This is a genomic window from Streptosporangium oxazolinicum, from assembly GCF_039537505.1.
GTDB classification, from domain to species: domain Bacteria; phylum Actinomycetota; class Actinomycetes; order Streptosporangiales; family Streptosporangiaceae; genus Streptosporangium; species Streptosporangium oxazolinicum.
In genome coordinates this window covers 353,203-367,328 of the sequence record NZ_BAABAQ010000007.1, presented here as the reverse complement: position 1 = coordinate 367,328, position 14,126 = coordinate 353,203, and the positions used below count along the sequence as shown (strand labels likewise).

Genomic DNA, 14,126 nt, shown 5'->3' with positions numbered 1-14,126 from the left:
ATAGGGCGCGCGGGTAGCGGAGTGGCTACCGGCCGCGGTGCGGGTCCGGCGCCGCTTGCTTCCTCGGGAACGCGAGAAGCCGGACGCCCGCCCGGGAAAGGTGCGGGTGTCCGGCTTCGGGATCGGGTCAGACCTGCCGGGCGAGCCCCTTCTCGACCGCCTCGATGATTCGTGGCCGCAGCTCGGCGCAGCTGATGATCGCGTCCACCGAGCCGACGTCGACCGCCCGCTGGATGCTGTGCACGCGGTCGAACTCGGTGGCCACCTCGGTCAGCTTCTCGGCCCGTACCGACGACCGCAGCTCGGCCAGCTCGGCGGCGAGCGCGGCCCGCGTGGTGGTCGGCGCCTCGGCGACGCGGGCGGCGAGCGCGAGCACGCGGGGGTCGTTGCCGGTCCGCTTGTCGACGTCACGCGCGAAGACCACCGCGGCGGCCGGAGCGCCGCCGAGCACCGAGGCGAACGAGCCCTCGACCGCGAGCACGGTCATGTTCGGGTTGAGCGCCTTGGAGAACACCACGAACGCGCCGCCGTGGTACCGCGAGATCACGCAGAACACGATGGGGCCCTTGAAGTTCACCACCGCGCGGCCGATCTCCGCGCCGTACTCCAGCTGCAGCTTGCGCATCGACTCGGGCGACCCGTCGAACCCCGACAGGTTGGCCAGCACGACCAGCGGCCGGTTCCCGCTGGCGGCGTTGATGGCTCGGGCGGCCTTCTTGGACGACCTCGGGAACAGGGTGCCCGCGGTGTAGGTGTCCGGGCCGTCGGTGGGGGGGAATCCGCGACGCGGCACGGACCGGGACTCGATGCCCAGCAGGCACACCGGCCGTCCGCCGAGGTGGACGTCCTGGACCGCGGCGGTGTCGGCGTCGGCCATGCCCGCCCACCGCTCCAGCACCGGGTGGTCCTGGTCGGACAGCGCGCGCATGACGGTGCGGATGTCGAACGGCTTCTTGCGGTCCGGGTTGGACTCGGCGGAGAAGATCTGGCCCACCGTCGTGAAGTCGCTGTCCGGCACGGCGTGCGGGAACGTCGACACGTCGCGGTCCACCGGGTCGCCGGTGACCGCCCTGCGCGGGCCGCTCTCCCCCGGCGCGACGTAGCTGTGGTCGTAGTGCGACATCAGGATCTCCCGCGCGCCGCGGATGTCCGGCGCCCAGTACTGTGCCTGGCCGTTCGGGCCCATGATCCGGTCGTAGCCGCCGATGCCGTGGTTGTCCTCGGCGGACACACCGCCGGAGAAGTCGAGCGACTGCTTGCCCGTCAGCACCATCGCGGAGTCGGGCGTCATCACCAGGATGCCCCTGGTGTGCATGAGCATCGTGGCCTCGGCGTTCCAGTACGGCTGGGCGCCGACGTTGATGCCCGCGACCACGATGTTGATCTCACCGCCGTCCTGGGTGAAGGTCACGATCCGCTTCAGGGCGGCCGCCACCCAGTCCATGTTCTCGGTGCCGGACGACATCGAGATCCGGGCGCCCGCGGAGAGCGCGAACCACTCCAGCGGCACCCGCATCCGCTCGGCCAGGTCGATCGCGGCGATCACCCGCGCGCACTCGGGCTCGGACAGCGCGCCGAGAGCCTTCGTCGGGTCGCCCAGCAGCACGACGCGGGTCATGCCCTCCGGGTGGCGCGGCGTGGGCGTGCTGACGACGCCCGCGACGAGCGCGGCGGTGTTGCGCCCCTTGGGCCGGTTCACCGGCACCAGCCTGGAGTGCTCGTCCAGGTCGTACTCGGTGAACGAGCCGAACGGCCCGGCGAGCATGCCGGTCAGCTCGTACGGGTGGTGCGTGCCTCGGCTGTGCGCGCGCAGCACCTCCTGGCGGTAGTCGTCCAGCGGCTCGATGGGCTCGGTCGGCGGCGGCACGACGGACAGCCGCACGCCGGAGTCCACGTCGTAGCCGATCCGCAGGGCGATGTCGACGAGCTCGCCGGTGGTGTTGTCGCGGCGCCTGCCGAGGAACAGCACCTCCTCCAGGCCCGCGCCCGCCGTCGTCGGCAGCACGCGCTTCGCCACGGTGTCCAGGTCGTCCGGCGAGAGATCGTTCGGCGGCCACACGTAGATGACGATCCGGTTCGTGGCGGACGCCTTCGCGCCGGGCTTCTTGGCCCGGCGGATCGCGTCGAGGCACGTGGCCAGGATGTTCTCGGCGGCGGGCAGCGCGACGAGCCTGCCCTCGTCGTCGCGCAACGGGGTCAGGTCGCGGACCTGCCCCAGGGCGACGAGGCGCTCGTCGGACGGGTTCTGCCGTGCCGTGGCGCGGAAGAGGTAGACCTCCTCGTCGGGCGCGGGCAGCCGGGTGAGGTCGAAGTCGCGCAGCCGCTCCAGCTGCATGCGCTCGGCGATGCGCGGGTGCAGACCGCGCAGCAGTCGTTCCTCCACGAAGCCGTCCGCGGACGGCCGGAAGGTGAAGTGGTGGTGCATCACGGCGCCGCTGGCGCCCGCGACGGTCGTGGCGATGCGGCCGATCCGGCTCGACGGCTGCTGCGCGACCATGACCTCGCGCAGCTTCGCGGCCATCTCCTCGGGGTCGCTCGGGCCGTCCGGCCAGGTCAGGTAGATGTCCGCCACCAGCTCGCCGTCACCGGCGAACTCGTCGACCGCCTTGACGGCCTCGGCCAGCGCCAGGAAGTCGACCGCGGTGGCCACGACGCGGCCGGTGCCGGTCGCGGTGCGGTGTTCGGCGACGACGAACGTGCAGCCCGCCACCTTGCTCACCCGGATGTCGCTGAGCGCGCGGTTGCCGTAGTAGCGGCGGCTCAGCACCTCCAGCAGCGGCACGGGGTCCGCGCCCTCGCGGCCGATCCGCTGGCCGATCAGCCGGACGAGCGGCTCGGCGCTGGCGACCATGGCGGAGATCCGCTCGGCGCGGTCGGGCGCGTCCGGGTGCTGGTCGAGGTGGCGCAGGTGCTTGCGTACGGCCGTGTAGACCTTGGCGCGGATGCGGCGCAGCAGCGGCTGGGCGAACCAGGCGAACACCACGCCGCGCGCCAGGTCCGCGACGGCGGGGAAGCGGACCTGGGTGGCGGCGACCAGGTGTTCCAGTGCCAGGCCGACGGTGACGCGGTCCTCCCGGGCGGGCGGGGCCTCCTCCGCCCACTGGCGCAGCAGGGTCGTCACCACCGCGACGTCGGTGGACGCGCGCCGCTGGGCCAGGAAGATCCGGAAGACCGCGTCCTCCAGCTCCGGCGTGCGGTCCAGGCTCTCGACACCGTAGCGGGACAGCACGTGCGTGAGCCGCTGCCGGAAGCCCTCCGACAGCCCGGCCCGGTCCGGGTCCAGGTACTGCAGGTAGGTGTGGAAGTACTCGCGGGGGCTGTGCACCGAGGAGTCGGGCTTCGACTCCTCGCCGGCGGGCCGGTTGCGGCTCAGCTCGCCCAGGTCGGCGAACAGGCGCAGCAGCTCGACCTCACCGGCCGGCTCGTGCTCGCCCTTCGCGACGAGCTCGGCGCGCGCGGCCAGGTAGCCGGCGAGCAGGCGCTTCTCGTCCTGCGAGTCGATGTCGAAACCCAGCAGGAGGCTGCGCAGGTCCTGAAGGCCGCGCGCGGCACGCTCGGCCGCGGGCATGTCCACCGGCTCGGGCGGCAGGTCCAGCTCGACCTCTCGCGCCTCGGCCGCGGGACCGGCCGCCGCGTCGTCGTCGCCCAGCGGCTCCAGGCGGAGCAGGCGGGCGCCCGCCTCCACCTGGCTGCCGACCGACACCGCGAGCTCCCGCACGCGGCCGCGGAACGGCGCGCGCAGCACGGTCTCCATCTTCATGCTCTCGACCACCAGCAGCGGCGCGCCGGCCTCGACCTCGTCGCCCGCCCGCAGCGGGGTGGCCACCACAAGCGCGGGCACGGGCGAGCGCACGATACCGCCCTCGTCGCGGCTGATCCGGTGCGTGACGCCGTCGACCTCCACGAGGTGGATCGGGCCGTGGGTGCTCATCACGACCTTGAAGCGGACACCGTTCACGGTCATCTGGCCGCTGTGCTCGTCGAAGCACTCGGTGTCGACGTCGGCCGAGTGCTGGGGGCCGCCCGCCGAGATGCCGACGCGGAACCGGTGGCCGCCGGTACGGGCGACCTGGACGCGGTAGCCGACGTCGCGGAGCTTGAGCTCCAGCGCGCGGCCGCTCTCGTGCTGCGCCTGCGGGCGGCCGCCGTGCGCGGTGGTCAGGAAGCGCTGCCGCGTCACGGCCTCCTCGTCCTCGTAGGCCTCGACGGCGGCGGCGATCAGCGCGATCGCGGAGTGCCGGTGCGACACGAGGGCGCCCTGGGCGCGTACCCGGTCGATCCAGCCGGTGTCGGCGGACCCGTCGATCACGGCGGGCTCGTCGAGCAGCATGCAGACGAAGCCCTTGTTCGTCACGCCGCCCTCGATGATGACGGTCGTCTGCGTCATCGCGCGGCGCAGGCGGGCCAGCGCCTCGGTGCGGTCACGGCCGTGCGCGATGATCTTGGCGATCATCGAGTCGAAGTCGGCGGGGATCGTGTCGCCCTCGCTGAACCCGGTGTCCACCCGGATGCCGGGGCCGCTGGGCAGCGCCAGCCGCGCGATCCGGCCGGGTGAGGGCGCGAAGTCGCGGTCGGGGTCCTCGGCGTTGAGGCGCGCCTCGACGGCGTGCCCCCACTCCTCGGGGGGGTTCCCCTCGAGCCTGCCACCGGCCGCGACGTGCAGCTGGGCCTTCACCAGGTCGACGCCGGTGGTGATCTCGGTGATCGGGTGCTCGACCTGCAGGCGCGTGTTGACCTCCAGGAACGCGAACAGCCGCTCGCCGGGGTGGTAGAGGAACTCGACGGTGCCCGCGCCCTTGTAGTCCACCGCGAGCACGAGCCGCTCGGCCGCCGCCTTCAGCTCGGTGATCTGCGCGGCGTCGAGGACCGGGGAGGCGGACTCCTCGATGATCTTCTGGTTGCGCCGCTGCACGGAGCAGTCGCGCACGCCCAGTGCCCACGCGGTGCCCTGCCCGTCCGCGATGACCTGCACCTCGACGTGCCGGGCGCCCGTCACCAGGCGCTCCAGGAACACGACGCCGCTGCCGAACGCGCGCGCGGCCTCCTGGCGGGTCAGCTCGTAGGCCCGGGTCAGCTCGTCGGCGTCGGAGACCATCCGGATGCCGCGGCCACCGCCGCCCGCGGTCGCCTTCAGCATCAGCGGGTAGCCGATCCGGTCGGCCGCCGCCTTCGCCTCCTCCAGCGTCTCCACCGGGCCGCGGCTCCACGGCGCGACGGGCACGCCGACCTCTTCGGCGATCAGCTTCGAGCCGATCTTGTCGCCCAGCTTGCGCATCGCCTCGGCGCCGGGGCCGACGAACGTCACGCCGATCTCGGCGCACAGCTCGGCGAACGCCGGGTCCTCCGCCACGAAGCCCCAGCCGACCCAGGCCGCGTCCGCCCCGGTCTCGATCAGGGCCTTCCTGAGGACCGCGTGGTCCAGATAGGGCCGGTTCGCGGCGGGTCCCAGGTCGTAGGCGATGTCCGCCTCGCGGACGAACGTGGCCGTCCGGTCGGAGTCGGTGTACAGGGCGACGGTCTCGATCCGTGTCCCTGTCTCCGCGGCTAGGTCCTGAACGGCGTAGATGAGCCGCATGGCGGCTTCGCCGCGGTTGACGATGGCGACGCGACTGAACACTGAGCGAACCCTTTCGAAGGCGGTGAACACGGCGGCCGTTCCCCGCCCCCACAGGGATACATACTTCCGGCCGCCCCCGGCTACCGGAATAGCGGGGACTGAGCGTCTTTCGCGACCGGAGTTGTGAGGCTCGCACAAACGTACCCGTCGGGGTGGTGTGACATGCGCCCCGGTGAATCTTCGCAATCGGCGAGTCGGCCGGAACCGGCACGAATCCGCGACGGCGTCGCCTGTCTCGTACGCGGCCCTCTCTCCGGTGATCACCACGGCGGGGCATCACCCGAGCCCGGCGTCATGATCCTGGCCCACCCCGGGCACGCCGGCGGCGGTGGCGGTCATTTGACCGGTTCACGTAGCGTGAGGGAATGGGGTGGTCAGCATCCAGATTTTACCCAGGGTCGATCCGCGGGCGGATCACCTTACTGACCGTCCTGATCGCCGCCCTGCTGCTGGTTCCCATGGCACTGATCATGACCACCTTCATCGAGCAGACGTTCGTCGACTCGGCGTGGAGCGACACCCGCCAGGAGGTGACCGCGGTGGCGGCGCTCATCCGCGCCGGGCAACTTCCCTCCGTCATCGTGCCGGTCGTGCCGGGCGTCGACATGGTGCAGGTCGTGGGGGCCGACCGGCACGTCATCGCCGCCTCCCCCGCCGCCCAGCGGAAGATCGCGCTGAGCACGATCCACCCCGCCCCCGACGAGCCGATCCAGGACGCGCAGACCTGCGGTGATCCCGAGCCCGGCTGCATGCGCCTGACCGCCCTGCGCGTCGAGGCGATGCCCGAGTCTCCCGTCGTCTACGCCGGCCGACGCGCTCCCAGCACCCAGTCGACCGGTTTCGTCACCGCCGCCGTCGCGCTCCAGACCGGTGCGCTGATCGCCTTGGTGGGCTGGGTCAGCTGGAGGGTGAGCGGCCAGACGCTGCGGCCCGTCGACACCATCCGCCGCCAGCTCGCCCAGATCACCTTCCAGGACCTGAGCGGCCGGGTGCCGCAACCGTCCGGCGACGACGAGGTCGCCAAGCTCGCCCGCACCGCCAACCGCACGCTGGACCGGCTGGAACAGGCCGTAAGGGTACGGCGGCAGTTCGTCACCGACGCCTCACACGAGCTGCGCACCCCCCTGGCCGGGCTACGCCTGCAACTGGAGGAGGCCCGGCTGCACCCCGGTGACGTCGACCTGGACCACCTGCTCGATCACCTGCTCGGCGACACCTCCCGGCTTCAGCAGATCATCACCGACCTGTTGTATCTGGCCGGCGTCGACGCCGAGGTGGCCGCGGTGCGGGAGCGGGTGGATGTGGCCGCCATGGTCCGCGCGGAGGTGAGGCTACGCACCGTCCGGGACCGGCTGCCCACCGAGCTCGCACTGCGGGAGGGGGTCGTCGTGCTGGCCGTGGATCATCAGCTTCGCCGGGCGCTGGCCAACCTGCTGGACAACGCCCAGCGACACGCCGAGCACACGGTGCGTGTCGAGGTGTGCCGGGAGGGTGACAGCGCCCTGCTGGCCGTCTCCGACGACGGCGCCGGGATCGCCGGGCCCGACCGAGAGAGGATCTTCGAGCGGTTCACCCGGCTGGACGCGGCCCGCAGCCGTGACCGAGGCGGCACCGGCCTCGGCCTGGCGATCACCAGCGACGTGGTGCACGCCCACGGCGGGAGCGTCGAGGTCGGGCGATCGGCCGCCGGTGGCGCCCGCTTCGAGCTACGCCTGCCCCTGGCCGAAGCCTCATAGCGCGCTCCACGGGGCAGCGGTTTCCCGGAATCCTCACGCCCGCGAGGAGCCGAGCGGAAAAACCCCGACATCCCGGCCCGGGGCGTCCGCTCGGCTCATTTACCCGTACGTGGGATGCTGCGGCCAGCCGGGCGGGGAATCCTCCCAGTCCTCCTGCCTGCCGTACGGGGTGAGGTCGAGGATGCTGTTGGCGAAGACGAGCCGGTCCACGCCGCGGGAGGTGGTGTTGTACGTCCGGTAGACGTCCTCGCCGTCGCGCAGGAACACGCTCAGCATGAAGCCGCCACCGGCGCCGCAGTCCTCCGCGAACGACGTGCCGCGCGAGGACACGAACGGCACCGTCCAGCCCATCTTCGCCTTGTACGCCTCGATCTGGGCGAGCGGCATGTTCGACACGTTCACCCAGGTGGCCCCCCGCCCGGCCAGCAGGGACGGCCCGGCCTCGGGGATGTTGTTCGTGAACCAGGTGCAGCCCGGACAGTAACGGTCGGGCCCGAGGTCCATGAACTGGTAGACGACCAGCTGTCCTTGCCCCTCGAACAGGTCGAGCAGGGTCTTCGTGCCGGACGGCGTGTCGAAGGCGTACCCGCCGTCGAACCTGACCATCGGGAGGCGACGACGCCGCGCGGCGAGCGCGTCCTGCGCGCGGGTCGCCTCCTTCTCCACTTTGAGCAGCTCGTCCCGGGCCTGCTGCCACTCCTCGGCCGAAACAATCTCTGGTTTCTCCATACACCGATTGTGTCCGGCGGAACCGACAAAAGCCCGTGACCACACCGGTGGACGTCACGGCCGCGTCGGCACCGGCCTTCCGGAGAGCGCGGCCGGAGACGGGTCTCGCGGGCGCGGTCAGGTGTTCCGCGCCGCGGACGGGCCGAACCCAAACGTGATCTTCTCGGAGATCATCACGCCACCGGCCTCCCCCGGTCCTTTGGTCAGCCGACGTGGACCAGGGGGCGGCGGGCGGTGTCGGCCTCGGCCTGGCGCAGCACCTCGCGGGTGAGGGGTGGGATGTCGCCGCCGCCGAAGACGAGGTAGCGCAGCAGCGCGCCGATGGGGTTGCCCTCCGCGGCCCAGTGGAAGTAGACGTGCGGGGTCTTGCCGGTCTGGTCGCGCAGGTAGAGCAGCAGGGCGGCGATGGCGTTGGCGATCGTGGGGCTCTCCATCCGCAGGATACGGAAGCCGTGGCGTTCCTCCCCGACGACGCGCAGCTCCCCGGCGAACTCCGAGGCGTCCGGGACGCTCACCTCCAGGAACAGCAGGCCCTCGCCGGTGCGCAGCCGGTGCAGCTCCCAGGCCTCGCGGGCCTTGTCGACGTACTCCTTGCAGTCGCGCTCGTGCGGCTCGTTGGCGATCAGCCGGATCTCCCCGGACTCGCTGATGTAGCGGCGTGCCAGGTCGTCCAGGGTGACCTTGGTGACGCGCAGCTCGGTGGAGCGGGTGGCCCGGGAGATCAGTGAGGTGATCACGATGGCCAGCACGAACAGCAGGGCGATCACCAGGCCGTCGGGGCGTTCGATGATGTTGGCGACGGTGGCGTAGCCGAAGATCAGCGTGATGATCCCGAACGGGATCGCGGCCCGGACGCGGCCGGCGTTCCAGGCGGCGAGGGTGACCGCGACGGCGGCCGAGAGGATCAGCGCGAGCACGCCGGTGGCGTAGGCGCCGCCCTGGGACTCCACGTCGGCCCCGAAGAAGAGGGTGATGAGAAAGGAGATGGCGGTGAAGACCAGCACCATCGGCCGGGCGGCGCGCGACCAGTCGGGGGCCATGCCGTAGCGGGGCAGGTAGCGCGGCACGATGTTGAGCAGTCCGGCCAGCGCCGAGGCTCCGGCGAACCACAGGATCGCGATCGTGGACAGGTCGTAGACGGTGCCGAACCCGTCTCCCAGGTAGGTGTGGGCCAGATAGGCCAGCGCGCGCCCGTTGGCCGAGCCGCCCTCGGCGAACTCGGCGGCCGGGATGAGCACGGTGGTGGCGAAGCTGGAGGTGATCAGGAAGACGCTCATGATGATCGCCGCGGTGGTCAGCAGCTTTCTCGCGCCGCTGATCCGCTGGGCGAGATCTCCCTTGACCAGCGGCATCACGGCCACCCCGGTCTCGAAACCGGACAGGCCGAGGGCGAGTTTGGGCATGACGTACAGCGAGACGGCGATCATCGCGATCGGGCTGGACTGCCGGCTGGTCAACGCCGCCTGCCAGTCGGTGACCAGCACGGGATCGGCGAGCACCTGCTGCAGGGCCGTCACCAGGACGACCACGTTCAGGGTGAGGTAGACGACCACCAGGATGACGGCGATCGAGATGGCCTCGCTGAACCCGACCAGGAACACTCCGCCGAGCGCGGCGATCAGCGCCAGTGTGACCGGCACCTGCCAGCCGGACAGGAAACCGGGCACGAACGGGTTGTGCAGGATGTGGGCGGTGGCGTCGGCCGCCGACAGGGTGATCGTGATGATGAACGCGGTGGCGACGAACCCGAGCAGGAACAGCACCAGCAGCTTACCCCGCCAGCCGGGCAGCAGGCGTTCCAGCATCGACAGCGAGCCCAGCCCGCTGGGGCTCTGCTCGGCCACCGCCCGATAGGTCGGCAGCGCGCCGAACAGGGTCAGCGCCACCAGCAACACGGTGGCGACCGGGCTGAGCGCCCCGGCGGCCAGCGCGGCGATGCCCGGCTGGTAGCCCAGGGTGGAGAAGTAGTCCACTCCGGTCAGGCACATCACCTGCCACCAGGAATGCCGGTGCTCGGGCGGCTCCTCGTGATCCGGGACATCGGTTTTGGAGTCGGAGCGTTGCAGGCCCTTCAACAGCCATCCCCGCAGCCCCGCGCTCACCCGCGTCGCCCCGGTGAGGAGACGACGATTCGTCCCGGGCCGCGGGGCGTGGCCGGGAGGGGGCGAAGGAGGGGAAGACGAGACACGGCATATTCCCTACCGGTCCGGCCGCCGGGCGCCTAGGAAATCAGACGGATCCATACGCGTTCTTGACGCCTGTTCGCCATAGTTCGTCCCGCTTTGCTGACGTACGGATGGTCTTGCTATTGTTCCTGCGCTTCTCTTGGATCCCTGGCGGGGAGAGCCCGGCTACCGGCGACGGGAGCGATCGCCGGACGGGAGCGGCACGGCGTGGCGACCGGCCCACCCGCCCGGCTTCGTCAGCGGCCCCCCGGCGGCCCCCCGGTGACCCCCCGGCGGCCTCGCTAAGCCTTCGCGCCGAAGTGGGCGGCGTGCGCGACGGCCCACTCCTCGAACGAACGCGGCTCGCGACCGGTGATCTCACGTACCGCGGGCGAGATGGAGATCGACTCGGGGGGCGGGTTGCCCTGCCAGGAGGCGAGCAACTCGACGAGCTCCTCGGCGTGCCCCGCCTCCCGCCAGCCCCGGCGCGCCTCCTGCTCGGTGAGCTCGACGAGGCGGAGCGGACGGCCCGTCGCCTCCGCGATCGCGGCCAGGCGCCGGCGCCGGCTGAGCACCTGGGGCCCCGTGAGCACGTACGTCCTGCCCGCGTGGCCGCCGCGCACGAGCACCGCCGCCGACACGGCGCCGACGTCGGCCTCGTCCACCACCCCGCCGGGAACGTCGGCGAACGGCTCACGCACCTCGCCCTCCGCCCTGATGGCCGGTGCCCAGGCCAGCGTGTTGCTCATGAAGTCGACCGGCCGCAGGCTGGTCCACTCAAGGTCGCTCGCCGCGAATGCCTCCTCCACCGGGCCCACCTGGCCGTTCCACAGCAGCGCGACCCGCCGTACCCCCGCCTTCTCCGCCAGCGCGGCCAGCTCCGGCCCGGTCCGCAGCGTGGCGTAGTCGTCGCCGCCGACGGTCAGCAGATGTACGCCCTCGACGCCCTCGAAGGCCGGTCCCAGCGTTCCGGGATCGGTGAGATCGCCCCGCACCACCTCCACGGACTCCGGCAGGTCGGCCCTGGCCGGATCCCTGGTCAGCGCCCGCACTCTCCGTCCCGTACGAAGCAGATGGTCGACCACGTGCCGACCGGCCCGGCCGGTGGCGCCGGTCACCAGAAACGTCATTGGCATGCCTCTCTGTGAACGAGACACCGACGCTATGTCCCACCCCGTACCCGCCGCATCGGACCATTGGCCTAGGACTTCCACACCCCGCACCGGGGCGGTGTCGTCACCCGTCCCGCGACGTGTCCCGGACGGGTGAGCAGCAGCCGTCCGCGCAGCCGCCGGCCTCGGGCACCGTGCCACCGGACACCGTGCCACCGGACAGGGGCGCGGCGGGGACGGCGGGGACGGCGGGGACGGCGGGGACGGCGCAGCAGGTGTCGCCGCGCCAGGCCTCGCGGCCTTCTTTGACCGCGACGGCGGCGATGACGAGGGCGGCGATCGGGTCGGCCCAGGACCAGCCGAACAGGCTGTTGAGCGCCAGCCCGGCGAGGAGCACGCCGGACAGGTAGGTGCACAGCAGGGTCTGCTTGGAGTCGGCGACCGCGGAGGCGGAGCCGAGCTCGCGGCCGGCGCGGCGCTGGGCGGCCGACAGGAACGGCATGACGACCAGGCTCAGCGCGGCCAGGATCAGGCCGGGGGTGGAGTGTTCGGCCTCGCCGGTGCCGAGCAGCGCGCGGACGGCGTCGAAGGTGACGTAGGCGGCCAGCGCGAAGAAGGAGAGGGCGATGACACGCAGCGCGGTCTTCTCACGCGCCTCGTGGTCGGTGGCGGAGAACTGCCAGGCCACCGCGGTGGCGGAGGCGACCTCGACGATGGAGTCCAGGCCGAACCCGATGAGGGCGCTCGACGAGGCGATGGTGCCGGCGGTGATGGCCACGGCGGCTTCGACGACGTTGTAGGTGATGGTCGCGGCCACCAGCAGCCGGACGCGGCGTGCCAGCGCGGCGCGCCGGGCCGGGGTGGGGCCGAGGGTGACGGCGGTCATGGGCAGCACCCCTGCTCGTCGGCGTCGGGGCAGGTGCGCCCGGCGTCGGCCGCGACCGCGATGACGGCGCCGCTCAGGTCGGTCAGGGCGTGGCCGAGCCGGGGGTCGGCCAGCTCGTAGCGGGTGCGGCGGCCGACCGGGACGGCGACGACCAGGCCGCAGTCACGCAGGCAGGCCAGGTGGTTGCTCAGCCGGGTGCGGGAGATGCCCAGGAGGTCGGCCAGGTCGGCCGGGTGGGCGGGAGCCTCGCGCAGCGCGAGCAGGATCCGGCAGCGGATCGGATCGGCCAGGGCACGGCCGAAGCGCGCCAGGACCTCGATCTCGGAGGCGATCGTCAACATGCCCGTACAGTACAGGGTTTCCTGAATTCAGGAAACCCTGTACTCAAAGGGGCGGGCTACTCGGAGAGTCAGACGAGGGTGATCCAGAACGACCAGAAGCGCACGGCGATCAGCGCGATGACCGCGCCGAACCACACCGCGATCGCGACCGAGTGGTAGTCCCTCAAGACCGCCACGACGCGGGCCCCGCGCGTGGACGACACCACGGAACCGCCGCCCGGCAGGTGGCCCCGCGCGAGGTTGCGCACGGTGACGTACCAGAACAGCGGGATCGTCACCGCCCACACGACCATGCAGTACGGGCACAGGGCGCCGATGACGTAGAGGCTCTGGAAGATCAGCCAGTGCACGAAGACGGCGCCGCAGGTGACTCCCGCCTGCAAGCCCAGCCAGAACCATCGGCCGAAGCCCGCCCCGGCCAGCAGCGCGGCACCGACCGTCACGACGACGGCGAAACCGGCGACCCCCAGGAGCGGGTTGGGGAAACCGAACAGCTCGGCCTGCGGGGTCGTCATGATCGACCCGCAGGACAGCACCGGGTTGATGCTGCAGCTGGGCACGTACTCCGGGTTCTTCAGCAGGGCGATCTTCTCGACGGCCAGGACGAACGCCGCCAGCAGCCCGACCGCGCCGCCGATCACCAGCAGCCAGGGCAGCAGGCGGGGGAACGGCTCCTCGGGCCCCCGCTCGCCCGCCTGCCGCCCGAGGTGGTCCGGGTGCCCGGCGGGGGCGGGCTCAGCCGGCGAGTGCCGCATCGACGGCCGCCTTGAACTCGTCACCGGACTGGGGCTGGATCTTGGTGCCGTTGAGGAAGAACGTGGGCGTACCGCTCACGCCGAGGGCCTGGCCGTCGGCGACGTCCCTGTTCACCCTCGCCAGGGTGGCCGGGTCGTCGTACGCCTTGTCCCAGGCGGCCATGTCCAGGGCGAGGCCCTGGGCGAAACCGCGGAAGACCGTGTCGGCCGGGACCTGCTTCTCACCCCACTGGCTCTGCGTCTCGTACATCCGCTGGTACATCGCCTCGAATCTGCCCTGCTGGGCGGCGGCCTCCACGGCGCGGGCGGCGCGTTCGGCGTTGAAGTGGCCGGGCAGCGGGAAATAGCGGACCACGAACGTGACTTTGCCCGCGTACTGCTTGCGCAGATCCTCCACGACCGGGAAGAAGGCCCTGCACGCCTCGCACTCGAAGTCGAGGAACTCCACCAGGGTCACCTTGCCGTCGGCGGCGCTCTGCACCTTGTGGCTGTCGGCCCGCACCAGCCGCGACTCACCGGCGGCCACGGCGTCGGTCGCGCCCCCGCCCCCGATCCTGCTGATGAGGACGAAGGCGGCCAGCACCACGACCACCGCGCCCACCACGGCCGCGGTCACCGCGAGGTTCCTCTTCCGGGCGGACTGCCGGGCGTCCGCGGCACGCATCGCCGCGATCTTGGCGCGCCTGTCCTCGGTCCGGTCCTGTCGCTGCGACACCTACGCTCCTCATCATCGGGTTGCCGCGCGGGGACGCCCCGGGCTGGTGACCGGGGCCTGGCGGCCGTCC

The 14,126-nt window shown here is 71.9% G+C and carries 9 protein-coding genes; 1 reads left to right on the top strand and 8 read right to left on the bottom strand.

The features are described from left to right. Nucleotides 1-127: 127 nt before the first annotated feature. Nucleotides 128-5,617 carry an ATP-binding protein gene (locus ABD817_RS21135; protein WP_344919767.1) on the bottom strand — a complete coding sequence of 1,830 codons (5,490 nt, stop codon included), beginning with the start codon at nucleotides 5,615-5,617 and terminating at the stop codon, nucleotides 128-130. Nucleotides 5,618-5,982: 365 nt separating this feature from the next. On the opposite strand from ABD817_RS21135, the gene ABD817_RS21130 reads away from it, so the two are divergent. After that, nucleotides 5,983-7,353, top strand: coding sequence for a sensor histidine kinase (locus ABD817_RS21130; protein ID WP_344919766.1), 1,371 nt, complete (start codon nucleotides 5,983-5,985; stop codon nucleotides 7,351-7,353). A gap of 99 nt (nucleotides 7,354-7,452) precedes the next feature. On the opposite strand, the gene ABD817_RS21125 is transcribed toward ABD817_RS21130, so the two are convergent. The 7 genes from ABD817_RS21125 to ABD817_RS21095 form a co-directional block, all read right to left on the bottom strand. Further along, nucleotides 7,453-8,082: a DUF899 domain-containing protein gene (locus ABD817_RS21125; RefSeq protein WP_344919765.1), complete on the bottom strand. Its 630-nt coding sequence runs from the start codon at nucleotides 8,080-8,082 to the stop codon at nucleotides 7,453-7,455. Nucleotides 8,083-8,285: 203 nt separating this feature from the next. Next, on the bottom strand, nucleotides 8,286-10,184 hold the full coding sequence (locus ABD817_RS21120) for an APC family permease (RefSeq protein ID WP_344919764.1): 1,899 nt from the start codon (nucleotides 10,182-10,184) through the stop codon (nucleotides 8,286-8,288). A 365-nt stretch (nucleotides 10,185-10,549) separates the two neighbouring features. Next, nucleotides 10,550-11,377 carry an NmrA family NAD(P)-binding protein gene (locus ABD817_RS21115; protein ID WP_344919763.1) on the bottom strand — a complete coding sequence of 276 codons (828 nt, stop codon included), beginning with the start codon at nucleotides 11,375-11,377 and terminating at the stop codon, nucleotides 10,550-10,552. Nucleotides 11,378-11,483: 106 nt separating this feature from the next. Further along, nucleotides 11,484-12,245 (bottom strand): cation efflux transmembrane domain-containing protein, encoded by a 762-nt coding sequence (locus ABD817_RS21110; RefSeq protein WP_344919762.1) that lies wholly within the window; start codon nucleotides 12,243-12,245, stop codon nucleotides 11,484-11,486. Beyond that, nucleotides 12,242-12,586 (bottom strand): ArsR/SmtB family transcription factor, encoded by a 345-nt coding sequence (locus ABD817_RS21105; protein ID WP_344919761.1) that lies wholly within the window; start codon nucleotides 12,584-12,586, stop codon nucleotides 12,242-12,244. Before ABD817_RS21105 ends, ABD817_RS21110 begins: the two co-directional genes overlap by 4 nt. Nucleotides 12,587-12,654: 68 nt before the next feature. After that, nucleotides 12,655-13,341, bottom strand: coding sequence for a vitamin K epoxide reductase family protein (locus ABD817_RS21100; protein ID WP_344919760.1), 687 nt, complete (start codon nucleotides 13,339-13,341; stop codon nucleotides 12,655-12,657). Continuing rightward, the gene (locus tag ABD817_RS21095; RefSeq protein WP_344919758.1) at nucleotides 13,322-14,056 is read right to left on the bottom strand and encodes a DsbA family protein; all 735 of its coding nucleotides are present in this window, start codon (nucleotides 14,054-14,056) and stop codon (nucleotides 13,322-13,324) included. Before ABD817_RS21095 ends, ABD817_RS21100 begins: the two co-directional genes overlap by 20 nt. Nucleotides 14,057-14,126 lie beyond the last annotated feature (70 nt).